Genomic DNA, 25,136 nt, shown 5'->3' on the forward strand with positions numbered 1-25,136 from the left:
GGGCCGCCGGCCGCCACCTCGTCCTGGGGCGGAGACGAGGCGGCGGCCGGCGGATTCACGCGAGGATCAGGGCAGCTGGTGGTACTTGCCCTTGTCGTCCCATTCGTACATCACGTAGTCGGAGACCTTGAGGTCGCCCTTGCTGTCCCAGCTCTTCTCACCCAGTACGGTGTTGACGCTGTGGGACTTCAGCCACTCGGCGGCCTTGGCGCCGTCGGTGCCCTTGATGCCGTTGAAGGCGGCGGCCACGGCCTGCAGCGAGGCATAGGAGTAGAGGGTGTAGCCCTCGGGCTCGTAGCCGGACTTGCGCAGGGTTTCCACCACGGTCTTGCCGGCGGGGTTCTGCAGCGGGTCGGCGCCGAAGGTCATCAGCACGCCCTTGGTGTACTGGGCGCCACCGGCCGTGGTGACCAGGTCGGCGGAGACGATGCCGTCGCCGGAGACGAACTTGGCGGTCACGCCCTGCTCGCGCATCTGCCGCACCAGCGGACCGGCCTCGGGGTGCAGGCCACCGAAGTAGACCACGTCGGCGCCGGAGGCGCGGATCTTGGTGACCAGGGAGTTGAAGTCCTTCTCGCCGCGGGTCAGGCCCTCGTAGAGCACCTCTTTCACGCCGCGCTTGTTGAGCTGCGCCTTGGTGGCGTCGGCCAGGCCCTGACCGTAGGTGTCCTTGTCGTGGATGATGGCGACCTTCTTGGCCTTGAGGGTATCGACGATGTAGTCGCCGGCCACGATGCCCTGCTGGTCGTCACGTCCGCACATGCGGAACACGCCGGTCAGGCCACGCTCGGTGATCTTGGGATTGGTGGACGCCGGGGTGATGGAGATGATGCCGGCTTCGTCGTAGATCTCCGAGGCGGGCATGGTGTTGGAGGAGCAGAAGTGGCCGATCACGGCCTTGACCTTCTCGGAGTCCACCAGGCGGTTGGCCACGGCCACGGCCTGCTTGGGCTCGCAGGCGTCGTCGCCCTGCACCAGCTTGATCTTCTCGCCATTGATGCCACCGGCGGCGTTGATGTCCGCCGCGGCCTGGGTAGCCCCCTTCCAGAACTGCTCGCCATAGGCGGCGCTGGCCCCGGTGAAGGGACCGGCGACACCGATCACGACGTCGGCATGCGCCAGGGAGGAGAGAGTGAACGCAGAACCGATAGCGAGAGCCAGAATGCCTTTTCTGTAAATCTTCGACATGGGAGGTTTGCTCCAGAGGGTGGTTGGCCTTTTCGCCGGAGCAAAGCCTGTGCCATCAGCCAGTTGTGTACCGGGCGCAAAGGCCATTTGCCGCTACTGCGATGAGCCAAAACCGCCGACAGCCTGCGGCGAGGGCCGCAGCCAGTGGAGCGGACCGCCCTTTAGACTTTTGTCGTAAGCGGCTCATTAGTCTGAATAATTCGGCGAAGCGGTAGCAGCGGGAGGGTTGAAACCCAGCGGTTTGTTACCAGATAGCAACCCGGTTGCACCTGTTTCGCACCAAAACGTAACACCGGCCCCACACTGTGCCACTAAAGTAACCATGATCTTGCGGTCGCAGGCCCCGGGCGGATCTGCCGTTCTCTCGACCTGCTTGCAGTGGTGGACAGCCAGAAAAAAGCGGCCGAATTGCACAGGTCGGGATGCGCAAATCGGCCGCTTCGGCGCGTTATCGCCCGGCCCGAGGGCCGGTGACAGCAGGTATGGCGGGGTCGCTAGAGCACCACGCGCAGGCATTGCCCGGCGTGATAGAGGGTGAAGCCGGCTTCATACATCAGGCTGCGCCACTGGCCGACCGGATTGGCATCCAGCGACGCCAGGGGCAGCGGCAGGTCGTGGCGATCGCCACTGCACAGATAGCGGGCAAAGGCCTGCCCCACCACCGTGCCCGTGGTAACCCCGCGTCCGTTGTAGCCGGTCACCGCCAGCAGGCCCGGCGCCGGTTCGAACAGTCGCATCAGATGATCGGGCGTGAAGCCGATGCGGCCCGTCCAGCTGCATTCCCACTCGACCCGTCCGAGCGCGGGGAAATAGTGCCGCTGGATGCGATCGGCCCAGGCGCGGATGAAGCCGGCCGGCCGCCTCGCCATGTTGCCGAGACTGCCCAGCAGCAGACGGCCATCGGCATCGCGGCGGATGCTGCTGAGCACCGTCCGGGTGTCCCAGGAGCCACGGCCCTGGGGCAGGATGAAATCCGCCTCCGGGCCGAGGGGCCGCGAGGCCACCTGGTAGTAGTAGCCCGGGAAGAATTGCTTGCGCAGGGTGGTCCATTCGCCTTCGGTGTAGGCGTTGGAGGCGATCACCACCTGGTCGGCGGTGACCCGCCCCTGGGGGGTTTCCACCTGCCAGCGTTCGCCGATCCGCTGCAGGCGCTGCACCGAACTCTGCTCGAACAACTCGCCGCCTTCCTGGCGCAGCGCCCTGGCCAGGCCCAGGGCATACCCCATGGGCACCAGGGTACCGGCGCGATGATCGAGCAGCGCACCACTGATGTCGCGGGTACCACAGGCGCTGTAGCAGGCTTCGCCTTCCAGCAGCTCGACCCGGGCGCCGCGGCGCTGCCATTGCTCGGCACGCTGACCAAGATCGGCCAGGCCCTTGGCGCTGTGCGCCATGTGCAGGGTGCCGGCGCGGCGCGGCTGGCAGTCGATGCCATAGCGCTCGATGAGGGCGAACACCTGACTCGGCGCATCGCCCATCACCCCCAGCAGACGCTCGCCGACCTCCGGTCCCAGGGTGGCCACCGCCTCGTCCGGCGGGATCCACATGCCGGCATTGACCAGCCCGACATTGCGCCCGGAGCCGCCATGGCCGACGCCATGGGCCTCCAGCACCACCACCCGCCGCCCGGCCTGCGCCAGGTGCAGGCCGGTGGACAGGCCGGTGTAACCACCGCCGATGACGCAGACCTCGGTGTCACGCTCGCCCTGCTGCGGTGCGTCCGGCACCGCCGGATACAGCCGCTCCCATAGGCACTCTTCACGCAACTGCATTCTCTGCGCTCCTGGCGGATCCACTCAGTCGAAGACGATGCCCTGGGCCAGCGGCAACTGGCGGGAGTAGTTGACGGTGTTGGTCTGGCGGCGCATGTAGGCCTTCCAGGCATCGGAGCCGGATTCGCGGCCACCGCCGGTTTCCTTCTCGCCACCGAAGGCGCCACCGATCTCGGCACCGCTCGGTCCGATGTTGACGTTGGCGATGCCGCAGTCGCTGCCGGTCGCCGACATGAAGGCCTCGGCCTCGCGCACGTCGGTGGTGAAGATGCAGGACGACAGGCCCTGGGGCACGGCGTTGTTCAGCGCCACCGCCTCGTCGAAATCGTCATAGGTCAGCACATAGAGGATGGGCGCGAAGGTCTCGTGACGCACCGCCTCGCTCTGCTCGGGCATCTCGACGATGGCCGGCGCCACGTAGTAGGCCTCGGGATACCTGTCGGCCAGCTGGCGCTCGCCGCCGTAGACCACCCCACCCTCGCCACGCGCCTGCTCCAGCGCGCCCTGCATGGCCTGGAAACTGGCCGCGTCGATCAGCGGACCGATCAGGTTGCCCTCCAGCGGATGACCGATGCGGACTTTGGCATAGGCGGTCTTGAGTCGGGCGACGATCTCGTCCTTGACCGAACGATGGGCGATCAGCCGGCGCAGGGTGGTGCAGCGCTGGCCGGCGGTACCGACGGCGCTGAACAGGATGGCACGCACCGCCATGTCCAGATCGGCACTCGGCGCGAGGATCATGGCATTGTTGCCGCCCAGCTCGAGGATGCTGCGACCGAAGCGCGCCGCAACCCGGGGTCCTACCTCGCGACCCATGCGGGTGCTACCCGTGGCGCTCACCAGTGCCACCCGCGGATCGTCCACCAGGGCTTCACCGGCGGCGCGATCGCCAACGATGACCTGACTCAGATCGGCCGGAGCATCGCCAAAGCGCGCCAGGGCCTTCTCGAACAGCGCCTGGCAGGCCAGGGCGGTCAGCGGGGTCTTTTCCGAGGGCTTCCAGATCACCGGATTGCCACAGACCAGGGCCAGGGCGGCATTCCACGACCAGACCGCCACCGGGAAGTTGAAGGCACTGATGATGCCCACCACCCCCAGCGGCTGCCAGGATTCACGCATGTGATGACCAGGGCGCTCGGAGGCAATGGTCAGACCATAGAGCTGACGCGACAGGCCAACGGCGAAGTCGCAGATGTCGATCATCTCCTGGACTTCGCCCAGGCCTTCCTGGGTGATCTTGCCGGCTTCCCAGGACACCAGCTCGCCCAGATCGGCCTTGTGCGCGCGCAGCTCTTCACCCAGCAGCCGCACCAGTTCGCCACGGCGCGGCGCCGGCACCGCACGCCAGGCCTGGAAGGCGCGCTCGGCACGGGAGATCTTCTGCTCCACCTCGGCGGCGCTTTCCAGGGCGACGCTGCCCAGTTGGCTGCCATCGATGGGGGAATGCACCCGGTGCTCGCCTTGGGTGTAGTGCTGGGCAGGAACGCCGAGGCGTTCCAACAGGGCCTTGCTCATGCTGAGGTCTCCGCAGAGTGGGAATCGTCCCTGAGTATGGTCAGCCCAGCGGCGCCGGACAACCGACCTTTGCTCGGCATATCATTCCCTTTTTTCATGCCGCGAGTCCGCTCATGCAACGTCGCCACCTGCCGTCCATCACCGCCATGCAGTGCTTCGAGGCGGTCGCGCGTCACCTGAGCTTTACCCGCGCGGCCGACGAACTGGCCCTGACCCAGAGCGCCGTCAGCAAGCAGGTCGCCCAGCTCGAGGACCTGCTGCAGCACAGCCTGTTTCGCCGGGTCCGCCGTCGCCTGCAACTCACGCCGGCGGGCGCGCTCTACCTGGCCGAGGTGGACAAGATCCTCAACCAGCTGGAGATGTCGGCGCGCTACCTGAGATCCTATGGCGGCGAGACCGAGGTGCTGCGCGTGGCCACCCCGCCGACCTTCGGCGAACGCTGGCTGGTGCCACGGCTGAAGGGCTGGCGCCTGCGCTTTCCCAACATCCACCTGGACGTCTCCAGCGCCCTGGAGCCGGTGGACTTCCGCGATCCCCGCCATGACGTGGCACTGTTCTATGGTCATGGCAGCTGGCCGGGTGCCGAGTGCGAACTGCTGCTGCACGAGCACATGGTCGCGGTCTGCGCGCCGGATCTGCTGCCCACCGAGGGCATCGCCGGACCGGAGCAACTGGTGGACTTCGTGCTGCTGCAGAACACCACCCGCCCGGAGTCCTGGCACGACTGGTACGCCAGCCTCGGGCGCGAGGAGGTGCACAGCCATCACGGGCCGCGCTTCGACACCTTTACCCTCTGTGCCCGCGCCGCCCAGGAAGGCTGCGGTGTGGCGCTGCTGCCGGAATTCCTGGTGGCCGAAGAACTGGCCTCCGGCCGCCTGGTGCTCGCCTGGCCCCACCGCCTGGCCAGCCCCCACGCCTACTGGCTGGCCTATCCGGAACAGATGGCCGAGGTGCCCAAGGTGCGCAGCTTCATCGAATGGATTCGCGAGAAGGCGTAATGCCTGGACCAATCGCGGCCATGGGTCGCTCCTACAGCGGGAGGCACGCCGGTTTATCGCGATCTTGCCGGGGCTAATGCCAGCTCGGATAACCCCCTCTCCCTCTGGGAGAGGGCCGGGGTGAGGGTAGGACCCGCGATGAACTCTTCAGTGGAAAAGGCTGCGCCGTTTTCCACGCTACGGGTGTATTCCTATAGCGATAGGACAGTTGCCCCCCTGGAGAAGCGGTCGCTACGGCGCACCGGCATGGCCGCGATACAAAGGTCCCCGGGACCCGTACCCGAAACGAAAAAACCCGGCCGAAGCCGGGTTTTTCTCATGCAGGGTCGTCTCAGACGCCGGAGGCTTCCGCCGCCGCCACGTCCTTGATCGACAGCTTGATGCGACCGCGGTTGTCCACGTCCAGCACCAGCACCTTCACTTCCTGACCTTCCTTGAGGACGTCGGTGACCTTCTCGATGCGCTGATCGCTGATCTGCGAGATGTGCACCAGACCGTCCTTGCCCGGCAGGATGTTGACGAAGGCGCCGAAGTCGACGATGCGCTCCACCTTGCCGACGTAGATCTTGCCGATCTCAGCCTCGGCAGTGATGCCCAGAACGCGCTGCTTGGCCGCTTCAGCCGCTTCGCGGGTCTCGCCGTAGATCTTGATGGTGCCGTCGTCTTCGATGTCGATCGAAGCCTTGGTCTCTTCGCAGATACCACGGATGGTGGCGCCACCCTTGCCGATCACGTCGCGGATCTTGTCTTGGTCGATCTTCATCGCCAGCATGGTCGGGGCGTTTTCCGACAGCTCGGCGCGGGACTCGGAGATCACCTGGTTCATCTGACCCAGGATGTTCAGACGCGCTTCCAGCGCCTGCTCCAGTGCGATCTCCATGATCTCTTCGGTGATGCCGTTGATCTTGATGTCCATCTGCAGGGCGGTAACGCCCTTGGCGGTACCGGCCACCTTGAAGTCCATGTCGCCCAGGTGATCTTCGTCACCCAGGATGTCGGTCAGGACGGCGAACTTCTCGCCTTCCTTGACCAGACCCATGGCGATACCGGCAACCGGGGCCTTGACCGGCACACCGGCGTCCATCAGCGCCAGAGAGGCACCGCAGACCGAGGCCATGGAGCTGGAGCCGTTGGACTCGGTGATCTCGGAGACCACGCGGATGCTGTAGGGGAAGGCTTCCTGGGTCGGCAGCATGGCCTGGATGCCACGACGGGCCAGGCGGCCGTGACCGATCTCGCGACGGCCCGGGCTGCCCATGCGGCCGCACTCGCCGACCGAGAAGGGCGGGAAGTTGTAGTGCAGCATGAAGCTGTCACGACGCTCGCCTTCCAGGGTGTCCAGCAGCTGGGCATCGCGGGCGGTACCCAGGGTCGCGGTGACCAGGGCCTGGGTTTCGCCACGGGTGAACAGCGCCGAACCGTGGGTCTTCTTCAGGGTGCCGACTTCGATCTGCAGCGGGCGAACGGTGCGGGTGTCGCGGCCGTCGATACGCGGCTTGCCGTCGACGATGTTCTGGCGCACGGTGCGGTATTCCAGCAGACCGAAGGTCTCCTTGACCTCGGCTTCGCTGTACTGGCCGTTCTCGCCGGCCAGCTTGGCGATGGCCTGGTCACGCAGGGCGCCCAGGGCCGCATAGCGGTCCTGCTTGATGGTGATGGTGTAGGCACGGGACACGGCCTCGCCGACCTCGGCCTTGACGGCCTCGACCAGAGCGGTGTTCTCGGCGGGTGCCTGCCAGTTCCAGGTCGGCTTGCCGGCTTCGGCGGCGAACTGGCTGATGGCCTCGATGGCCACCTGGAATTCTTCGTGGGCGAACAGCACGCCACCCAGCATCTGGTCTTCGGTCAGCTCGTCGGCTTCGGATTCCACCATCAGCACGGCGTCACGGGTACCGGCCACGACCATGTCCAGGCTGGAGCTCTGCAGCTGCTCGTAGCTGGGGTTCAGCAGGTAGCCCAGTTCACTGTGGTAGCCCACGCGCGCAGCGGCAATGGGACCGGCGAAGGGAATGCCGGAGATGGCCAGGGCGGCGGAGGTGCCGATCATGGCGGCGATGTCCGGATCGGACTTCTTGTTGGTGCTGACCACGGTGCAGACCACCTGGACTTCGTTGAGGAAGCCTTCGGGGAACAGCGGGCGGATCGGGCGATCGATCAGGCGCGAGGTCAGGGTTTCCTTCTCGGAAGGACGGCCTTCACGCTTGAAGTAGCCACCGGGAATGCGGCCAGCGGCGTAGGTCTTCTCCTGGTAGTGCACGGACAGCGGGAAGAAGTCCTTGCCGACGGCGGGCTGCTTGGCACCGACCACGGTGACCAGCACGCTGACGTCTTCGGTGGAAACCAGCACGGCACCGGTCGCCTGGCGCGCGATGCGGCCGGTTTCCAGGGTGAAGGTCTGCTCACCGAACTTGAATTGCTTGATTACTGGATTCACAGTCTTTCCTTCTCTTTATTGCCTTGGGGGAAACGGGGGCGACCAGAGGGATTCGGACCCTCGCTGATCTCCGGGTCACGCAGGCCGATTCTGTCGGCCTCTCAAGCAAAAAAGCCGGAGGCCGGCGCGAGCCGACCTCCAGCTTCAGACTGCTTGCAGCAGGTCTGCATCGTATTAACGACGCAGGCCCAGGCGAGCGATCAGTGCGCTGTAACGAGAGGTGTCCTTGGACTTCAGGTAGTCCAGCAGCTTACGACGCTGGTTGACCATGCGGATCAGACCACGACGGCTGTGGTGATCTTTGCCGTTGGCCTTGAAGTGACCTTGCAGCTTGTCGATGTTGGCGGACAGCAGGGCAACCTGCACTTCCGGGGAACCGGTGTCGCCTTCGCTCTGCTTGAACTCGTTTACGATCTGGGCTTTGTCTTCAACGCTCAGTGCCATGATAGGGCTCCTCTGAGGAACAGGCCGGGATGGATCCCGTGCTTAAGGAAAGAGGTGTGACCGTGCCTGCTGACAGCCACCCTCGGTATCGGTCTAGGACCGAATCAGTCTACGGGGAGCAACCTGCCCCTCGTCGTCAATCTCGCCGATGCCGATGAAACGACCCTGGTCGTCCTGCACCCGCATCAAGCCGAATTTCGGTGCATTGGCCGCCCGAACGGGCTGACCGTGCAACCAGTAGTAGGCGCTGTGCTGCGTCAACTGCACCAGCGGCCAGTGCTCCAGGCCACTGTCGACCGGCAGCAGGAAGCGATCCAGAGCTTCGGAACCGCCTTCGGCGTGCGCCGCCTCCAGCTCTTCCAGGCTGATGGCCTGCGCCAGGCCAAAGGGGCCGGCCTGGGTGCGGCGCAACTCGGCCACATGGGCACCACAGCCAAGACGGGCGCCGAGGTCTTCGACCAGGGTACGCACATAGGTGCCCTTGCTGCAGGCCACTTCCAGCGTCGCGCGATCTTCCTGCAACGCCAGCAGTTCCAGACGGGCAATAGTAACAGAACGCGCCTCGCGCTCCACTACTTCCCCGGCACGCGCCAGCTTGTACAGCGGCTGACCGTCGCGCTTGAGCGCCGAATACATCGGCGGGATCTGCTCTATCTGGCCGCGGAAGGCCGGCAGTGCCGTCTGGATGGCCGCTTCATCGACCGCGACCGCCCGTCGCTCCAGCACTTCACCCTCGGCATCGCCGGTAGTGGTGGTGACGCCCAGTTGCGCCACGGTGCTGTAGCCCTTGTCGGCATCCAGCAGGTACTGGGAAAACTTGGTGGCCTCGCCGAAGCACAGTGGCAGCACGCCGGTGGCCAGGGGATCCAGGCTACCGGTGTGTCCGGCCTTCTCGGCATTGAGCAGCCAGCGGACCTTTTGCAGGGCGGCGTTGGAGGAGAAGCCGCGCGGCTTGTCCAGCACCAGCACGCCGTGCACCTGGCGGCGAATACGCTTGACCTGGGCCACCCCTATTCCTCCCCTTCGTGGCGACGGTCTTCGGCGACCGCTCGCTCGATCAGGGCCGACAGCTGGGCACCGCGACGGATGCTCTCGTCGTACTGGAAGCTCAGTTGCGGAACGGTGCGCAGCTTCATCGCCCGGCCCAGCTGCTGGCGCAGGAAGCCGGCGGCGTCCTTGAGGATGCCGATGTTCTGCTTGATGGCGTCGGCATCGTCGTCCTTGCCCAGGACGGTGATGTGCACCTTGGCATGGGACAGGTCGCGCGCGACGTCCACACCGGTGATGGTCACCATGCCCAGTCGCGGATCCTTGATCTCGCGCTGGATCAGCAGTGCCAGTTCACGCTGCATCTGATCACCGATGCGCTGGGTACGGCTGAATTCTTTGGCCATGTCGAAACTCTCGTACGAAAGGCCGCAGACACCAGGCCTGCCAGCCATGAACCTTGGAAACGCGAACGGCAAGTCCGGACCTGGCAGGGTTTTGCCAGGTCCGCGACCTGCCGTCCTGGTGCAGGGTCGTCGTTACAGCGAACGGGCGACCTGAACCTTCTCGAACACCTCGATCTTGTCGCCGACGCGCACGTCGTTGTAGCTCTTCACGCCGATACCGCATTCCATGCCGGCACGGACTTCGGCCACGTCATCCTTAAAGCGACGCAGGGATTCCAGCTCGCCTTCGAAGATGACCACGTCTTCGCGCAGGACGCGGATCGGACGATTGCGGTGCACCATGCCCTCGGTGACCATGCAGCCGGCGACGGCGCCGAACTTGGGCGAACGGAAGACGTCACGCACCTCGGCGATACCCAGGATGTTCTCCCGGACGTCACTGCCCAGCATGCCGGTCAGCGCCTTCTTCACGTCTTCGATGATGTCGTAGATGACGTTGTAGTAGCGCATGTCGAGGCCTTCCTGCTCGACGATCTTCCGCGCCCCGGCATCGGCCCGGACGTTGAAGCCGAACAGCACGGCATTGGAAGCCAGCGCCAGGTTGGCATCGCTCTCGGTGATACCACCGACGCCACCGCCGACCACCCGCACCTGGACTTCGTCGTTGCCCAGACCGGACAGCGAGCCCTGCAGCGCCTCGAGGGAGCCCCGCACATCGGACTTGAGCACGATGTTGAGGGTCTTCTTCTCGTCCTGGCCCATGTTCTCGAAGATGTTCTCGAGCTTGCCGGCGTGAGCGCGGGCCAGCTTGATCTCGCGGAACTTGCCCTGACGGAACAGCGCCACTTCGCGGGCCTTCTTCTCGTCGGTCAGCACGGTGAGCTCGTCACCGGCATCCGGGGTGCCGTCCAGGCCAAGGATCTCGACCGGAATGGACGGACCGGCTTCCTTGATCGGCTTGCCGTTCTCGTCGAGCATGGCGCGGATGCGGCCGAAGTTGACGCCGACCAGTGCCATGTCGCCCTGACGCAGGGTACCGTTCTGCACCAGCACGGTAGCCACCGGACCACGACCCTTGTCCAGGCGCGATTCGATGACCACGCCGCGACCGGGTGCTTCCGGCGTGGCGGTCAGTTCCAGGACCTCGGCCTGCAGCAGGATGGCTTCGAGCAGTTCGTCGACGCCGGTACCGGCCTTGGCCGAGACGTGTACGAACTGGGTGTCGCCGCCCCACTCTTCCGGGATCACCTGACGACCGGCCAGATCGTGCTTGACGCGATCCGGGTCGGCATCGGGCTTGTCGATCTTGTTGACCGCCACGACGATAGGTACACCCGCCGCCTTGGCGTGCTGGATGGCTTCCTCGGTCTGCGGCATGACGCCGTCATCGGCCGCGACGACCAGGATGACGATGTCGGTGGCCTTGGCACCGCGGGCACGCATCGCGGTGAACGCGGCGTGGCCAGGGGTATCCAGGAAGGTCACCATGCCACGCTCGGTTTCCACGTGGTAGGCACCGATGTGCTGGGTGATGCCGCCGGCCTCGCCCGACGCGACCTTGGCGCGACGGATGTAGTCCAGCAGCGAGGTCTTGCCGTGGTCGACGTGACCCATGACGGTCACCACCGGCGCGCGGTGCAGGGCCTTGCCGCCCTCGAACTTGAGGGACTCGGCCAGCTGATCTTCCAGCGCGTTCTCGTTGACCAGCTTGACCTTGTGGCCCAGCTCTTCGGCCACCAGCTGCGCCGTCTCGCGGTCGAGCACCTGGTTGATGGTGGCGGGAGACCCCATCTTGAACATGAACTTGATGACTTCGGCGGCCTTCACCGACATCTGCTGAGCAAGCTCAGAGACGGTGATGGTCTCGCCTAGATTGACTTCGCGCACTACAGGTCCTGTCGGGCTCTGGAACCCGTGTTGGTTTCGCTTCTTGAGTCGCGACTTGCCACCGCGACCACCGCGCCGGCCAAAGCCTTCTTCCTCGTCGTCGCCACTGCGCACGGTACGGGGAGCTGCGACCTTGTCCTTGATCGACGGGCGATGTTGGGCGTTCTTGCGCTCGCGACGCTCGTCTTCGTCGCGCTTGCTGCTCGGCGCAGGATGCACGGGACGACGCGGCTCTTCGCGCTTGCGCTCGCCGGCCGGATCGGCCTTCTTGACCTCGGCGGCAGCCTCGGCAGCGGGCTGCTGCTCGGCCACCACGGCCGGGGCTTCCGACGCGGCAGGCGCCGCAGCCTCGGCGGCGACCGCCTGCTGCTGCGCGGCCTGGGCAGCGGCTTCGGCCTGCTGCTGGGCAGCCGCTTCGGCGGCGCGCTGAGCTTCTTCCTCGGCACGTGCCTGGGCCGCAGCCTCGTCGGCCGCGCGCTGGGCTTCCTGCTCGCGGCGCTGTTCGGCCTCGAGTTCAGCGGTGCTGCGCTTGACGAAGGTCTTCTTCTTGCGCACTTCGACGCTGACTGTCTTGCTGCCGGCCACTTTCAGCGTGGTCTGGGTCTTGCGCTGCAGGGTGATCTTGCTCGGCTCGTCGAGCTGCGCCGTCCCCTTGAGATGCGTCAGCAGGGCCTGCTTCTCCGCATCGCTCACCAGCTGCTCAGCACTGCTGTGCGTCAGACCTGCCTCGCGCATCTGCTGTAGCAGACGTTCCACCGGCGTATTGACCGTTTGGGCCAGTTCTTTCACCGTGACTTGCGTCATGCACTTCTCTCCTCAGACTGCGCCGCTTACTCGAACCAATGGGCACGGGCAGCCATGATCAGCTTGCCGGCACGCTCTTCGGTCATGCCGTTGATGTCGAGCAGGTCGTCGATCGACTGCTCGGCGAGCTCTTCGCGATTCACCACGCCACGCTGGGCCAGCGCGCTGGCGAGCTGGGGGTCCATGCCGTCGAGGGTCAGCAGATCTTCGCTGGGGCTCTTCTGTTCTTCGGTCGCGATGGCCCGGGTCAGCAGGCGATCCTTGGCCCGGGTACGCAGCTCGTTGACGATGTCTTCGTCGAAGCCATCGATGTTGAGCATCTCTTCCATGGGCACGTAGGCCACTTCCTCGAGGGAGGTGAAGCCTTCTTCCACCAGCACCTGCGCCAGTTCCTCGTCGACATCCAGCTCGTCGATGAAGCGCTGGATGATGTCGCCGGTCTCGGCCTGCTGCTTGGCGTTGATGTCCGCCTCGGTCATCACGTTGAGCGTCCAGCCGGTCAGCTGACTGGCCAGGCGCACGTTCTGACCGCCACGGCCAATGGCCTGGGCCAGGTTGTCCTCGGCGACGGCGATGTCCATGGTACGGCTGTCTTCGTCGACGATGATCGAGGCGACTTCGGCCGGGGCCATGGCGTTGATGACGAACTGCGCCGGGTTGTCGTCCCAGAGGACGATGTCGACCCGCTCGCCACCCAGCTCACCGGATACCGCCTGGACGCGCGAACCGCGCATGCCGATGCAGGCACCCTGGGGATCGATGCGCTTGTCCTTGGAACGGACGGCGATCTTGGCGCGCGAACCCGGATCCCGGGCGGCGGCCATGACATCGATCAGCTGCTCGGAAATTTCCGGCACCTCGATGCGGAACAGCTCGATCAGCATCTGCGGATCGGTACGCGACAGCATCAGCTGCGGACCGCGGTTCTCCGTGCGGATTTCCTTGAGCAGGGCACGCAGACGCACGCCCATGCGGAAGGTCTCGCGGGGAATGATGTGCTCGCGCGGCAGCAGCGCCTCGGCATTGTTGCCCAGGTCGACGATCACGCTGTCACGGGTGACCTTCTTGACGGTACCGGAGATGATCTCGCCGACCTTCTCGCGATAGGCGTCCACCACCTGAGCCCGCTCGGCCTCGCGCACCTTCTGCACGATCACCTGCTTGGCGGTCTGGGCGGCGATCCGACCGAATTCGATGGACTCGATCTTTTCTTCGATCACTTCACCGGCCTTGACGCCAGGATGCTCTTCTTGGGCGTCTTCCACCGTCAGATGCGAATCGGGCAGCTGATAGTCTTCGTCTTCCACCACGGTCCAGCGACGGAAGGTTTCGTAGCTGCCGTTGTGTCGGTTGATCGACACCCGCAGATCCACATCTTCTTCGTAGCGCTTCTTGGTAGCCGTGGCGAGAGCCAACTCCAGTGCCTCGAAGATGACGCCGGGTGGAACACCCTTCTCGTTCGAAACAGATTCCACTACCAGCAGAACTTCTTTGCTCATCTTACGCCTCGTATTCGCAATCCTTGGGATCCGCGGTCTCGCGCTCAAATCACTCGAAACGGGGAACGACGTTGGCCTTGTCGATCATCTCGATGGGCAGCAGATACTCATGCTCGTCCACCTGCACCACGACGTCCTGGTCTTCCACACCGCGCAGCAAACCCTGGAAATTACGTCGCCCTTCGAAGGGCGACCGAAGTTTGACCTTGACCTGTTCACCGGCGTGGGCAGCGAATTGCTCCAGCGTGAACAGCGGTCTATCCATACCGGGGGAAGACACCTCGAGGGTGTATTCATTGGTGATGGGATCTTCCACATCGAGTACGCCACTTACCTGGCGACTGACGGCCTCGCAATCTTCGACGAGAATGCCGTTGGGATGATCGATATAGACACGCAGTAGCGAATGCCGCCCTTGGGAGATGTACTCGACACCCCAGCAGACATAGCCAAGCGCCTCGACGACGGGGGCCAGCAAGGCCTGCAACTGTTCTAGCTTGCTCGACACCTGGTTGCCTCGCGTTTTTTGAGAATAAAAAATGGGCATTACGCCCATCCCTAAGAGGTCTGCGCAAGAAAGCGCGACCCGAACTGTCCAGCCAACAAAAAGCCCCTATAAAGGGGCTTTAAAAAACTGGTTGCGGGGGCTGGATTTGAACCAACGACCTTCGGGTTATGAGCCCGACGAGCTACCAGACTGCTCCACCCCGCGTCAAAGCTGGAGCGAGATTATATTCAACTGAACTCTAGGAGTCAACCTACTCTCTCGCCGCGTCCTGCAGGACGTCTTTGCTATTTGGTGCCGAAGATGGGACTCGAACCCATACAGCCTGTGGCCACTACCCCCTCAAGATAGCGTGTCTACCAATTCCACCACTTCGGCATGAAACCTTTGAAACCTACTTGGACTCCTGGGGCACGTCCCCGGAAGTACCACTCTGGGCAGCGCTAGGCTGACTCAGGGGAACATCGTTACCATCCTGCTTCGGCTGAGGAGCCTGCTGGACTGGCTGAGTGGGCAGACCCACTTCGCGCAGACTCAGCGCATGGTTCTTGGCGAAGTACGCCAGACCCAGGCTAGTCGCGAAAAAAACCGCGGCTAGTATAGCAGTAAAGCGACTCAGAAAGGTAGCAGAACCTTGGCTACCGAATACGGTACCCGAGGCGCCCGCACCAAAGGATGCACCGGCTTCGGCACCCTTGCCCTGCTGCATCAATACCAGCACGATCAGGCCAAGCGCCATCAGCAAGTGGATCACGACAACTGCAGTTTCCAACATTATCCACGTCCTGCAGCGCGGCAAATCGCACTGAACTCTTCAGCATTCAGGGAGGCTCCACCTACCAGCCCCCCATCGATATCCGGCATACCGAACAATTCGGCAGCGTTGGCGGCCTTGACACTGCCGCCATACAACAACTGAAGGCCTTCAGCGACCCCAGCATCGGCCTCGCGCACCAGGGCGCGAATCGCCGCATGAACCTCTTGCGCCTGCTCCGGCGTCGCCGTGAGCCCCGTACCTATCGCCCAGACCGGCTCGTAGGCCACGACGGCATTGGCGAACGCTGCCACTCCAACCGCATCGATGACCGCCTTCAGCTGGCCACCCACCACGTCCAGAGTGCGCTCGGCCTCCCGCTCTTCACGGGTTTCGCCGACGCAGAGCACGGGAATCATCCCGCCCTCCTGAATGGCCGCGAATTTCTTCGCCACCACCACATCATCCTCGCCCAGCAGCGCACGTCGCTCGGAGTGCCCCACCAGTACGTAGCGGCAACCGAATTCTGCCAACTGGGTCGAGGACACCTCGCCAGTCAGAGCCTTCTCGCCCGCGACGGGAGCACAGGTCTGGGCTCCCACCATCAGCGACGTTTCCGCCAACGCTTCAGCCACCCCTGGCAGATGCACCAATGTCGGAATCACCACGACATCGACACCCGCTGCGCCATCCAACCCTTTCAAGCCTGCGACCAGCGCCGACACGCCTTGCAGCGAGCCATGCATTTTCCAGTTACCGGCAACCAGGGAACGACGCATGCGTTTTACCTCAGGGAGCGAAGTGGGCGCAGATGTTACTCAATCGAAAACAGGCATGCAAGCAAATCAAGCACATACCTCGGTTATCAACTGAGCGAGGGCTTCCGCATGGGCCCGCACCTCTCGTTCGTTCTCGCCCTCGACCATGACCCGCAACAGCGGCTCGGTCCCGGACTTGCGCAGCAGCACCCGCCCCTTGCCGGCCATCTTCTCGGTCACCTCGGCACTGGCCTGCTTGACCCGTGGATGCTCCAGGGGATCCTGGCCGCCACCGAATCTCACGTTGATCAGCACCTGCGGGCACTTGCGCAGCGCCATGCGCGCCTGGGCCAGGGTCTGGCCGGCATTGCGCAGGGCGATCAGCACCTGCAGCGCGGCGATGGTGGCGTCTCCGGTGGTGGTGTACTGGCAGCAGACCACGTGCCCGGAATTCTCGCCGCCCAGCACCCAGTTGCGCTCCAGTAGTTCGGCCATCACATAGCGATCCCCGACTTTGGCGCGCACGAAGGGAATATCCAGCTCGGCCAGGCCCAGCTCGAGTCCGAGATTGCTCATCAGGGTACCTACCACCCCACCCTCGAGGCGGCCGCGGCGCTTGAGGTCGCGAGCGATCAGATAGAGGAGCTCGTCGCCATCTACCGCCGCCCCGGTGTGATCCACCATCAGCACCCGGTCGCCGTCGCCATCGAAGGCGATGCCAATGTCGGCATGCTGGTCGAGCACTGCCTGCTGCAGCCCTTCCAGGTGAGTGGAGCCGCAATCCTTGTTGATGTTGAGTCCGTCCGGCTGCACGCCCAGCACGCTGACGTCCGCCCCCAGCTCGCGGAAGACGCTGGGCGCGATCTTGTAGGTAGCGCCATTGGCGCAATCCAGCACGATCTTCATGCCGGCGAAGCTGGTCCCGGTAGGCACACTGCTCTTGCAGAACTCGATGTAGCGCCCGGCGGCATCATTGATGCGCGAGACCTTGCCGATACGCGCCGAGTCGACCACGGTCATGGGCGTATCGAGCAGTTCCTCGATCATGGTCTCGAGTTCATCGGGCAGCTTGGTGCCGGCGCCGGAAAAGAACTTGATGCCATTGTCGTAGTAGGGATTGTGCGACGCACTGATAACGATGCCGGCGCTGGCCTGGAAGGTCCGCGTCAGGTAGGCGATCCCTGGCGTGGGCATGGGACCGAGCAGCATGACGTCGGCGCCGGCGGCGGACAGCCCGGCTTCCAGTGCCGATTCGAACATGTAGCCCGAGTTGCGGGTGTCCTTGCCGACCAGGACCCGGCAACCACCGCGGCTGCGAAAGGCGATACCGGCCGCCCAGCCCAGCTTGAGCATGAAATCCGGGGTAATGGGATACGTCCCGACCTTGCCGCGAATGCCATCGGTTCCAAAATACTTTCTTGCCATCAGTTCTGTTCCTGCCTGAAGCCTTCGACTGCGGTGATCATCTTCACCACGTCCACCGTTTCCGCCACATCATGGACCCTGAGGATCTGCGCGCCCTTGACCAGTGCCAGGGCCGCAAGGGCCAGACCGCCCGCCAGACGACCTTCCACAGGCCGCCCGGTGACCGCGCCGATCATGCTCTTGCGCGAGACACCCACCAGCAAGGGTAGCCCAAAGGCGAGCAACTCGGCCTGTCGCCTGAACAGTTCGAGGTTGTGCTCGAGGGTCTTGGCGAAGCCATAGCCTGGATCCAGCACCAGCCGCTGACGGGAGATGCCGACCGCTTCGCAGCGGGCCACCTGCTCCGCGAGAAAGGCGCCTACCTCGCCTGCGACATCGGCATAGACGGGCGCCTGCTGCATGGTGCCGGGCTCGCCGCGCATGTGCATCAGGCAGATCGCCAGATCGGTCGCGGCCGCCGTCTCGAGGGCACCGGGCCGACGCAGCGAGCGGACGTCATTGATCAGACCGGCACCCGCCCTGGCGCCTTCGCGCATGACCGTGGGCGTGGAGGTATCCATGGAAATCACGACATCGAGCTCGCGGGCGATCGCCTCGATCACCGGCACGACCCGATCGAGCTCTTCCGCTTCGGATACCGCGGGCGCCCCCGGGCGCGTGGACTCGCCCCCGACATCGATGATGGCCGCACCCGCCGACACCATTCCCTCGGCATGGCGCAGGGCGCTCTCGACCGCCGTATAGCGGCCGCCATCGGAAAAGGAGTCGGGAGTGACGTTGAGGATGCCCATGACTTTGGGCGCGTCAAAAACAAGAACCCGATTGCCGCAAGGCAATCGGGTCGAAGGAAGCGGATTAAACATGGATGTTTCAGTGTTCTCCGGCCGGACCACCGATGGGGGTTTCCGGACGATCGCTACCACTCTGCGGCGCCGGAGCGTCACCGGTAGGACCGCCACGGTCATGCCAGTCGCGCGGCTCACGCGGGACCTTGCCGGCCATGATGTCGTCGATCTGATCGGAATCGATGGTCTCGTACTTCATCAGGGCATCGGCCATGAGTTCGAGCTTGTCGCGGTTCTCGTCCAGCAGGCGCTTGGCCGTGCCATAGCAGTCGTCGATGATCCGGCGGATTTCCAGGTCGATCTGCTTGGCGGTCTCGCCCGACATGTTGCCGGCGCCGCCGCCACCCGAACGACCCAGATAGCCTTCGTTCTCTTCCTCGCCATACAGCAGCGGGCCGAGCTTCTCGGACAGGCCCCACTTGGTGACCATGTTCCGTGCCAGGGAGGTCGCGCGCATGATGTCGTTGGAGGCACCGGTGGTCACCCCCTCGAAGCCCAGGGTCATTTCCTCGGCGATACGGCCGCCGAACAGCGAGCAGATCTGGCTTTCCAGGGCACGCTTGGACAGGCTGTAGCGGTCCTCCTCGGGGAGGAACATGGTTACGCCCAGTGCGCGACCGCGGGGAATGATGGAGACCTTGTAGACCGGATCGTGTTCGGGCACCAGGCGACCGACGATGGCGTGACCCGCTTCGTGGTAGGCGGTGTTGCGCTTCTCCTTCTCGGACATGACCATGGTCTTGCGCTCGGCGCCCATCATGATCTTGTCCTTGGCCAGTTCGAACTCGCGCATGTCGACGATGCGCTTGTTGGCACGAGCGGCGAACAACGAGGCCTCGTTAACCAGGTTGGCCAGATCGGCACCGGAGAAACCCGGGGTACCGCGGGCGATGACGCCGGCGTCGACGCGCTCGCCGACCGGCACCTTGCGCATGTGCACCTTGAGGATCTGTTCGCGACCACGGATGTCCGGGAGACCGACCACCACCTGACGATCGAAGCGACCAGGACGCAGCAGGGCCGGGTCGAGCACATCAGGACGGTTGGTGGCAGCGATGACGATGATGCCATCGTTCATCTCGAAGCCATCCATCTCGACCAGCAGCTGGTTCAGGGTCTGCTCGCGCTCGTCGTGACCACCGCCCATGCCGTTGCCACGATGGCGACCGACCGCATCGATCTCGTCGATGAAGATGATGCAGGGCGCGTGCTTCTTGGCCTGGTCGAACATGTCACGGACACGGCTGGCGCCGACACCGACGAACATTTCGACGAAATCCGAACCGGAAATGGTGAAGAACGGCACCTTGGCCTCACCGGCCACGGCCTTGGCCAGCAGCGTCTTGCCGGTACCCGGCGAGCCGACCATCAGGACACCGCGGGGAATACGACCACCCAGGCGTTGGAACTTGCCTGGATCACGGAGGAATTCGACCAGCTCGGTGACTTCTTCCTTGGCTTCGTCGCAACCGGCGACATCGGCGAAGGTGGTCTTGACCTGGTCTTCCGACAGCAGTCGCGCCTTGCTCTTGCCAAAGCTCATGGGACCGCCGCGACCGCCGGCGCCTCCCTGCATCTGGCGCATGAAAAACATGAAGACGGCGATGATCACCAGGATCGGGAAGCTGGCCACCAGCAACTGAGTCCAGATGCTCTGCTGCTCGGGCTGCTTGCCGGTGATGGTGACGCTGTTGTTGACCAGATCGCCGATCAGGCCATTGTCCTGGATTGCCGGACGGATGGTCTTGAAGGGATCGCCATCACGATGCTTGCCGGTGATGACATAGCCATCCACGGTCACGCTCTCAATCTGCCCGTCCTTCACCTGCTGGATGAAGTCGGAGTAGTTGAGCGTCTGGGGTTCGTTGGGGCTGGAGAAGTTGTTCATCACGGTGACGAGCACCGCGGCGATGATCAGCCACAGGATCAGATTCTTTGCCATGTCGTTCAATTGACTACCCTCTGCGCCGGTTTCGTGGGTAAACCGTTCGAAGCGAAACCGGCAGTGACCGGTAAGTTACTACACAAAGCCTGGCCCACGGCAGACATCGTCTGTAACGCTATATGAGTCTTCTGCCTTTGACTCTAGGGCAAGGCAGACGTTGCGGCCATCAATTCTCTCAATTGCCCCTAAAACCGCGACCCAATACATATTGCTGGCGCGATCTGGTCCCGCGACGCGGACGGCGGCGCCAGAGCCCTGCTCGAAGGACTCATGCCATCTTCGTCCCGCAGGCCCCTGGATCGATCCGTCGCACTCAGCTCGCTCATATGGGGGCCCCATGAAAAATAACAAGGCCCTTCGATGCTCGCGACGAGGTCTTCCTGGCGCACCGACTTGACCGGAGGCCCGTCGCGGTGTTCCTTGAGCCGACCAGGCAGGCGTTGCAGGGCGCGTGGGTAAGTTTTCGCGTATCGCTGGGCGGCACGTGGCAGCTGGGATAAACTGTCCGGCTTTTATCCGGGGTGAATTATGGCGCTCAACAACGAGCTTAAAAAGCGGTTCAAGGCGATCGGTCATCAACTCAAGCCGGTGGTCACCATCAGCGAGAACGGCCTGAGCGAAGGCGTGCTGGGCGAGCTCGACCGTGCGCTCAACGATCACGAGCTGATCAAGATCAAGCTGGCCGTCACGGAGCGGGAAGACCGCCGGGCCCTGATCGACGAACTGTGCGCGTCGAGCAAGGCGGAGCTGGTGCAGGTCATCGGCAAGATGGCGCTGATCTACCGCAAGGCGCGCGAGCAGAATCGCAATCTCTCCAACGTGGTGCGCTATACCGTCTGATTGCCCGGCGCACGCCCGGGAACGGGCTGCAGCACCAGGATCAGACCGCAGAGCAGCAGGACCAGGTAGCCGGCCAGGGCGGTCGGCCCGGTCCAGAAGCGCGCCAGTTCGTTCTGCAGCAGCACAGCCAGGGCACTGGCGAGCAGCAGCTGGCCGCGCAGATCACGCCACAGGGCGCCCACGCCTGCCCACCACACCAGCACCACGATCTGGGTAAAGACCCCGCCGGCCGCGGCGCTGAGCATCATGCGCAGCAACTCTTCACGCCCGGACTGGATCAGCAGCGGTGCCCAGCCCGCCTGGGCGAGCGCCACGGGGATGCACAGGTGCAGGGCGACCAGCGGGCCGACCCAGAACACCTGGGCCAGCTGCCAGGCTGCAGCGAGCAGCCTGGCGAGCCAGCCTCCGGCGCGACGATCAGACGTGACGGACGGCGACAATTTCGTATTCGACATCGCCACCCGGGGTCTTCACCAGCACCACGTCCCCTTCTTCCTTGCCGATCAGGGCGCGGGCGATGGGCGAACCCACCGACAGCTTGCCCTGCTTGATGTCCGCCTCGTCGTCACCGACGATCTGGTAGGTCACGGTCTCGTCGGTCTCGGTATTGGCGATCTCCACGGTGGTACCGAAGATCACCTTGCCGGTGTGCGGCAGGGCGGTCACGTCGATCACCTGGGCATTCTGCAGGCGCCCTTCGATATCGCGGATCCGCGCCTCGACCATGCCCTGCTGTTCGCGGGCGGCGTGGTACTCGGCGTTCTCCTTGAGGTCACCCAGTTCACGCGCTTCGGCGATGGCCTGGGTGATCTGCGGGCGCAGCTCGGTCTTGAGGTGCTTGAGCTCGTCTTCCAGGGCACGGGCGCCCTGGACGGTCATGGGGTACTTGGTCATGCCTTAACTCCTGCATGCAGATCTTGCAGCCGGCGCACGGTCTTCTCGGCGCCGAATTTCAAAGCTTCGCAAATGGCCTGGCCGCCGGCAATGGTGGTGGTGCAGCACAGCTTGTGCTGCAGCGCGTTGCGGCGGATCGAGTAGGAATCGGCGATGGACTGCCGGCCTTCGGTGGTGTTGATGATCAGGGTGACCTCGTCGTTCTTGATCATGTCGACCACATGGGGACGGCCTTCGGTCACCTTGTTCACGCGACGCACCGGCAGACCGGCCGCCTCGATCACCCGCGCGGTACCGGCGGTGGCGACGACCTCGAAGCCGAGGCCGACCAGATCGCGAGCGACCTGCACGGCTTCGGGCTTGTCGTCGTCACGCACGCTGATGAAGGCGCAGCCGGAGTTCGGCAGGATCTCGTTGGCACCCAGCTGGGCCTTGGCGAAGGCTTCGCCGAAGCTGTCGCCAACGCCCATCACCTCACCGGTGGACTTCATCTCCGGGCCGAGGATGGGGTCGACGCCGGGGAACTTGTTGAAGGGGAAGACCGCTTCCTTGACGCTGAAGAACGGCGGAATGATCTCCTGGGTGAAGCCGACTTCGGCCAGGGTCTTGCCGGCCATGACCCGGGCGGCCACCTTGGCCAGGGACTCGCCGATGCACTTGGAGACGAAGGGCACGGTACGGGAGGCGCGCGGGTTGACCTCGATGACGTAGATGTCTTCGCCCTGCACGGCCATCTGCACGTTCATCAGACCGATCACGCCGAGCTCCAGGGCCATCTTCTTGACCTGCTCGCGGATCTCGTCCTGGATGTGCTTGGGCAGCGAATAGGGCGGCAGCGAGCAGGCGGAGTCACCGGAGTGCACGCCGGCCTGTTCGATGTGCTGCATGATGGCGCCGATCACCACGGTCTGGCCGTCGCACACCGCGTCCACGTCCACCTCGATGGCGCAGTTGAGGAAGTGGTCGAGCAGAACGGGGCTGTCGTTGGACACCTTCACCGCTTCGCGCATGTAGCGCTTGAGTTCTTCTTCCTGGTAGACGATCTCCATCGCCCGGCCGCCCAGCACGTAGGAGGGACGGACCACCATCGGATAGCCGATGTTCTTGGACAGGGCCAGGGCCTCGTCTTCGCTGCGCGCGGTGGCGTTGGCCGGCTGGCGCAGGTTTAGGCGCTGCACCATCTGCTGGAAGCGTTCGCGGTCTTCGGCGCGGTCGATGGCGTCGGGGCTGGTGCCGATGATGGGCACACCGGCCTCTTCCAGGGCACGGCAGAGCTTGAGCGGGGTCTGGCCGCCGTACTGGACGATGACGCCCTTGGGCTGCTCGACGCGGACGATCTCCAGTACGTCTTCCAGGGTCACCGGCTCGAAGAACAGGCGGTCGGAGGTGTCGTAGTCGGTGGAGACGGTTTCCGGGTTGCAGTTGACCATGATGGTCTCGTAGCCGTCTTCACGCATGGCCAGGGCCGCGTGCACGCAGCAGTAGTCGAACTCGATGCCCTGGCCGATGCGGTTGGGACCGCCGCCGAGGATCATGATCTTGTCGCGACCGCTGGGCTTGGCCTCGCACTCTTCCTCGTAGGTGGAGTAGAGGTAGGCGGTATCGGTGGCGAATTCGGCGGCGCAGGTGTCCACCCGCTTGTACACCGGCAGCACCTTGAGCTTGTGGCGATGGGCCCGCAGGTTCTTCTCGGTGACGCCGAGCAGCTTGGCCAGGCGCGCATCGGAGAAGCCCTTGCGCTTGAGCTTGCGCATCAGGTCGTAGTCGAGGTCGGCCAGACCCAGGGTCTTGATGCGCTCCTCGTCCTTGATCAGGTCTTCGATCTGCACCAGGAACCAGGGATCGATGCGGGTCAGCTCGAAGACCTTGTCCAGGCTATAGCCCTGGCGGAAGGCGTCACCGATGTACCAGATGCGATCGGCGCCCGGCACGGTCAGCTCGCGCTTGAGGGTGCCGTCGGCTTCGGGATCGGCCGGATCCAGCTTGGGATCGAAGCCGACCACGCCGACTTCCAGGCCACGCAGGGCTTTCTGCAGGGATTCCTGGAAGGTACGGCCGATGGACATGACCTCACCCACGGATTTCATCTGGGTGGTCAGACGGGCATCGGCCTTGGGGAATTTCTCGAAGGCGAAGCGCGGGATCTTGGTGACCACGTAGTCGATGGCCGGCTCGAAGGACGCCGGGGTGCGACCGCCGGTGATGTCGTTCTGCAGCTCGTCCAGGGTGTAGCCGACCGCCAGCTTGGCGGCGATCTTGGCGATGGGGAAGCCGGTGGCCTTGGAGGCCAGTGCCGAGGAACGCGACACCCGCGGGTTCATTTCGATCACTACCATGCGCCCGGTGTTGGGGCAGATGCCGAACTGGACATTGGAGCCGCCGGTCTCGACCCCGATCTCGCGCAGCACCGCCAGGGAGGCGTTGCGCATGATCTGGTATTCCTTGTCGGTCAGCGTCTGGGCCGGGGCCACGGTGATGGAGTCACCGGTGTGCACGCCCATGGGATCGAAGTTCTCGATGGAGCAGACGATGATGCAGTTGTCCTTCTTGTCGCGGACCACCTCCATCTCGTATTCCTTCCAGCCGATCAGGGATTCGTCGATCAGCAGTTCGTTGGTCGGCGACAGATCCAGACCACGGGTGCAGATTTCTTCGAATTCCTCGCGGTTGTAGGCGATGCCGCCACCGGTGCCACCCATGGTGAAGCTCGGCCGGATGATGCAGGGGAAGCCGACCTTCTCCAGCACGCCGTAGGCTTCTTCCATGCTGTGGGCGATACCCGAGACCGGGCAGGCCAGGCCGATGTCCTTCATGGCCTTGTCGAAGCGCGAACGATCCTCGGCCTTGTCGATGGTGTCGGCGTTGGCGCCGATCATCTCGACGCCGAATTTCGCCAGCACGCCATGCCGCTCCAGGTCCAGGGCGCAGTTCAGCGCGGTCTGGCCGCCCATGGTCGGCAGCAGGGCGTCGGGGCGCTCCTTCTCGATGATCTTGGCCACGGTGGCCCACTTGATCGGCTCGATGTAGGTGGCGTCGGCCATCGACGGGTCGGTCATGATGGTGGCCGGATTGGAGTTCACCAGGATGACGCGGAAGCCTTCCTCGCGCAGGGCCTTGCAGGCCTGGGCGCCGGAATAGTCGAACTCGCAGGCCTGGCCGATGACGATGGGGCCGGCCCCGAGGATCAGGATGCTCTTGATGTCTGTACGCTTAGGCATGGGCTTCTCGAATGCAG

At 64.3% G+C, this 25,136-nt stretch carries 20 protein-coding genes and 2 tRNA genes; 2 read left to right on the forward strand and 20 right to left on the reverse strand.

Annotation, left to right across the window (positions count from 1 at the left end; all coding sequences use genetic code 11):
• Positions 1–66: 66 nt before the first annotated feature.
• The 3 genes from PSK12I2_RS0115575 to PSK12I2_RS0115585 form a co-directional block, all read right to left on the reverse strand.
• Complete coding sequence (locus PSK12I2_RS0115575) at positions 67–1,188, reverse strand: branched-chain amino acid ABC transporter substrate-binding protein (RefSeq protein WP_027599110.1); 1,122 nt, start codon at positions 1,186–1,188, stop codon at positions 67–69.
• A gap of 494 nt (positions 1,189–1,682) precedes the next feature.
• Positions 1,683–2,960 (reverse strand): FAD-binding oxidoreductase, encoded by a 1,278-nt coding sequence (locus tag PSK12I2_RS0115580; protein ID WP_027599111.1) that lies wholly within the window; start codon positions 2,958–2,960, stop codon positions 1,683–1,685.
• 24 nt (positions 2,961–2,984) lie between these two features.
• On the reverse strand, positions 2,985–4,475 hold the full coding sequence (locus PSK12I2_RS0115585) for an aldehyde dehydrogenase family protein (protein WP_027599112.1): 1,491 nt from the start codon (positions 4,473–4,475) through the stop codon (positions 2,985–2,987).
• A 113-nt stretch (positions 4,476–4,588) separates the two neighbouring features.
• Between PSK12I2_RS0115585 and PSK12I2_RS0115590 the strand changes: the two genes are divergently transcribed.
• Entirely contained in the window at positions 4,589–5,473 is an 885-nt protein-coding gene (locus PSK12I2_RS0115590) for a LysR substrate-binding domain-containing protein (RefSeq protein WP_027599113.1), read from the forward strand.
• A gap of 331 nt (positions 5,474–5,804) precedes the next feature.
• Here the strand turns inward: PSK12I2_RS0115590 and pnp are convergent, their stop codons facing one another.
• The 14 genes from pnp to ftsH all read right to left on the reverse strand — a co-directional run bounded on the left by pnp (position 5,805) and on the right by ftsH (position 20,164).
• Entirely contained in the window at positions 5,805–7,907 is a 2,103-nt protein-coding gene (gene pnp, locus PSK12I2_RS0115595; RefSeq protein ID WP_007162644.1) for a polyribonucleotide nucleotidyltransferase, read from the reverse strand.
• Between the two features lie 174 nt (positions 7,908–8,081).
• The gene (gene rpsO / locus PSK12I2_RS0115600; RefSeq protein WP_007162645.1) at positions 8,082–8,351 is read right to left on the reverse strand and encodes a 30S ribosomal protein S15; all 270 of its coding nucleotides are present in this window, start codon (positions 8,349–8,351) and stop codon (positions 8,082–8,084) included.
• Between the two features lie 93 nt (positions 8,352–8,444).
• Entirely contained in the window at positions 8,445–9,359 is a 915-nt protein-coding gene (gene truB / locus PSK12I2_RS0115605; RefSeq protein WP_027599114.1) for a tRNA pseudouridine(55) synthase TruB, read from the reverse strand.
• Positions 9,360–9,361: 2 nt separating this feature from the next.
• Positions 9,362–9,745, reverse strand: a complete 384-nt coding sequence (rbfA, locus tag PSK12I2_RS0115610) for a 30S ribosome-binding factor RbfA (RefSeq protein WP_007162647.1) — start codon at positions 9,743–9,745, stop codon at positions 9,362–9,364.
• Positions 9,746–9,877: 132 nt separating this feature from the next.
• Positions 9,878–12,436, reverse strand: coding sequence for a translation initiation factor IF-2 (gene infB / locus PSK12I2_RS0115615; RefSeq protein ID WP_027599115.1), 2,559 nt, complete (start codon positions 12,434–12,436; stop codon positions 9,878–9,880).
• Positions 12,437–12,462: 26 nt separating this feature from the next.
• Positions 12,463–13,935 carry a transcription termination factor NusA gene (gene nusA, locus PSK12I2_RS0115620; RefSeq protein WP_007162649.1) on the reverse strand — a complete coding sequence of 491 codons (1,473 nt, stop codon included), beginning with the start codon at positions 13,933–13,935 and terminating at the stop codon, positions 12,463–12,465.
• A 49-nt stretch (positions 13,936–13,984) separates the two neighbouring features.
• On the reverse strand, positions 13,985–14,443 hold the full coding sequence (gene rimP / locus PSK12I2_RS0115625) for a ribosome maturation factor RimP (RefSeq protein ID WP_007162650.1): 459 nt from the start codon (positions 14,441–14,443) through the stop codon (positions 13,985–13,987).
• 127 nt (positions 14,444–14,570) lie between these two features.
• Positions 14,571–14,647 (reverse strand) — tRNA-Met (locus PSK12I2_RS0115630).
• Between the two features lie 85 nt (positions 14,648–14,732).
• Positions 14,733–14,818 (reverse strand) — tRNA-Leu (locus PSK12I2_RS0115635).
• Between the two features lie 16 nt (positions 14,819–14,834).
• Entirely contained in the window at positions 14,835–15,215 is a 381-nt protein-coding gene (secG, locus tag PSK12I2_RS0115640) for a preprotein translocase subunit SecG (RefSeq protein ID WP_027599116.1), read from the reverse strand.
• On the reverse strand, positions 15,215–15,973 hold the full coding sequence (tpiA, locus tag PSK12I2_RS0115645; protein ID WP_027599117.1) for a triose-phosphate isomerase: 759 nt from the start codon (positions 15,971–15,973) through the stop codon (positions 15,215–15,217). The genes secG and tpiA overlap by 1 nt, the downstream gene beginning before the upstream one ends.
• Before the next feature lie 66 nt (positions 15,974–16,039).
• Positions 16,040–17,377, reverse strand: coding sequence for a phosphoglucosamine mutase (glmM, locus tag PSK12I2_RS0115650; RefSeq protein ID WP_007162653.1), 1,338 nt, complete (start codon positions 17,375–17,377; stop codon positions 16,040–16,042).
• Positions 17,377–18,240, reverse strand: a complete 864-nt coding sequence (gene folP, locus PSK12I2_RS0115655; RefSeq protein ID WP_027599118.1) for a dihydropteroate synthase — start codon at positions 18,238–18,240, stop codon at positions 17,377–17,379. The genes glmM and folP overlap by 1 nt, the downstream gene beginning before the upstream one ends.
• 7 nt (positions 18,241–18,247) lie before the next feature.
• Positions 18,248–20,164 carry an ATP-dependent zinc metalloprotease FtsH gene (ftsH, locus tag PSK12I2_RS0115660; RefSeq protein WP_027599119.1) on the reverse strand — a complete coding sequence of 639 codons (1,917 nt, stop codon included), beginning with the start codon at positions 20,162–20,164 and terminating at the stop codon, positions 18,248–18,250.
• A gap of 531 nt (positions 20,165–20,695) precedes the next feature.
• Between ftsH and yhbY the strand changes: the two genes are divergently transcribed.
• Complete coding sequence (yhbY, locus tag PSK12I2_RS0115665) at positions 20,696–21,007, forward strand: ribosome assembly RNA-binding protein YhbY (RefSeq protein WP_017640628.1); 312 nt, start codon at positions 20,696–20,698, stop codon at positions 21,005–21,007.
• Here the strand turns inward: yhbY and PSK12I2_RS0115670 are convergent.
• From PSK12I2_RS0115670 to carB, 3 genes are read right to left on the reverse strand one after another with little or no spacing between them, the layout of a single operon-like run.
• Positions 20,995–21,447 carry a hypothetical protein gene (locus PSK12I2_RS0115670; protein WP_051398734.1) on the reverse strand — a complete coding sequence of 151 codons (453 nt, stop codon included), beginning with the start codon at positions 21,445–21,447 and terminating at the stop codon, positions 20,995–20,997. The genes yhbY and PSK12I2_RS0115670 overlap by 13 nt on opposite strands.
• Complete coding sequence (gene greA / locus PSK12I2_RS0115675) at positions 21,425–21,901, reverse strand: transcription elongation factor GreA (RefSeq protein ID WP_007162658.1); 477 nt, start codon at positions 21,899–21,901, stop codon at positions 21,425–21,427. Before greA ends, PSK12I2_RS0115670 begins: the two co-directional genes overlap by 23 nt.
• Positions 21,898–25,119, reverse strand: coding sequence for a carbamoyl-phosphate synthase large subunit (gene carB, locus PSK12I2_RS0115680; RefSeq protein ID WP_027599121.1), 3,222 nt, complete (start codon positions 25,117–25,119; stop codon positions 21,898–21,900). Before carB ends, greA begins: the two co-directional genes overlap by 4 nt.
• Between the last annotated feature and the right edge of the window lie 17 nt (positions 25,120–25,136).

The sequence above is a fragment of the Pseudomonas sp. MOIL14HWK12:I2 genome (assembly GCF_000510745.1).
Taxonomy (GTDB): domain Bacteria; phylum Pseudomonadota; class Gammaproteobacteria; order Pseudomonadales; family Pseudomonadaceae; genus Chryseomonas; species Chryseomonas oryzihabitans.

Coding starts and splice junctions, on each gene's coding strand:
- secG (WP_027599116.1), bottom strand. CDS start 15,215: ATGTTGGAAACTGCAGTTGTCGTGATCCACTTGCTGATGGCGCTTGGC.
- folP (WP_027599118.1), bottom strand. CDS start 18,240: ATGTTTAATCCGCTTCCTTCGACCCGATTGCCTTGCGGCAATCGGGTT.
- carB (WP_027599121.1), bottom strand. CDS start 25,119: ATGCCTAAGCGTACAGACATCAAGAGCATCCTGATCCTCGGGGCCGGC.
- PSK12I2_RS0115575 (WP_027599110.1), bottom strand. CDS start 1,188: ATGTCGAAGATTTACAGAAAAGGCATTCTGGCTCTCGCTATCGGTTCT.
- PSK12I2_RS0115580 (WP_027599111.1), bottom strand. CDS start 2,960: ATGCAGTTGCGTGAAGAGTGCCTATGGGAGCGGCTGTATCCGGCGGTG.
- yhbY (WP_017640628.1), top strand. CDS start 20,696: ATGGCGCTCAACAACGAGCTTAAAAAGCGGTTCAAGGCGATCGGTCAT.
- rpsO (WP_007162645.1), bottom strand. CDS start 8,351: ATGGCACTGAGCGTTGAAGACAAAGCCCAGATCGTAAACGAGTTCAAG.
- greA (WP_007162658.1), bottom strand. CDS start 21,901: ATGACCAAGTACCCCATGACCGTCCAGGGCGCCCGTGCCCTGGAAGAC.
- ftsH (WP_027599119.1), bottom strand. CDS start 20,164: ATGGCAAAGAATCTGATCCTGTGGCTGATCATCGCCGCGGTGCTCGTC.
- nusA (WP_007162649.1), bottom strand. CDS start 13,935: ATGAGCAAAGAAGTTCTGCTGGTAGTGGAATCTGTTTCGAACGAGAAG.
- rbfA (WP_007162647.1), bottom strand. CDS start 9,745: ATGGCCAAAGAATTCAGCCGTACCCAGCGCATCGGTGATCAGATGCAG.
- PSK12I2_RS0115585 (WP_027599112.1), bottom strand. CDS start 4,475: ATGAGCAAGGCCCTGTTGGAACGCCTCGGCGTTCCTGCCCAGCACTAC.
- infB (WP_027599115.1), bottom strand. CDS start 12,436: ATGACGCAAGTCACGGTGAAAGAACTGGCCCAAACGGTCAATACGCCG.
- PSK12I2_RS0115590 (WP_027599113.1), top strand. CDS start 4,589: ATGCAACGTCGCCACCTGCCGTCCATCACCGCCATGCAGTGCTTCGAG.
- tpiA (WP_027599117.1), bottom strand. CDS start 15,973: ATGCGTCGTTCCCTGGTTGCCGGTAACTGGAAAATGCATGGCTCGCTG.
- glmM (WP_007162653.1), bottom strand. CDS start 17,377: ATGGCAAGAAAGTATTTTGGAACCGATGGCATTCGCGGCAAGGTCGGG.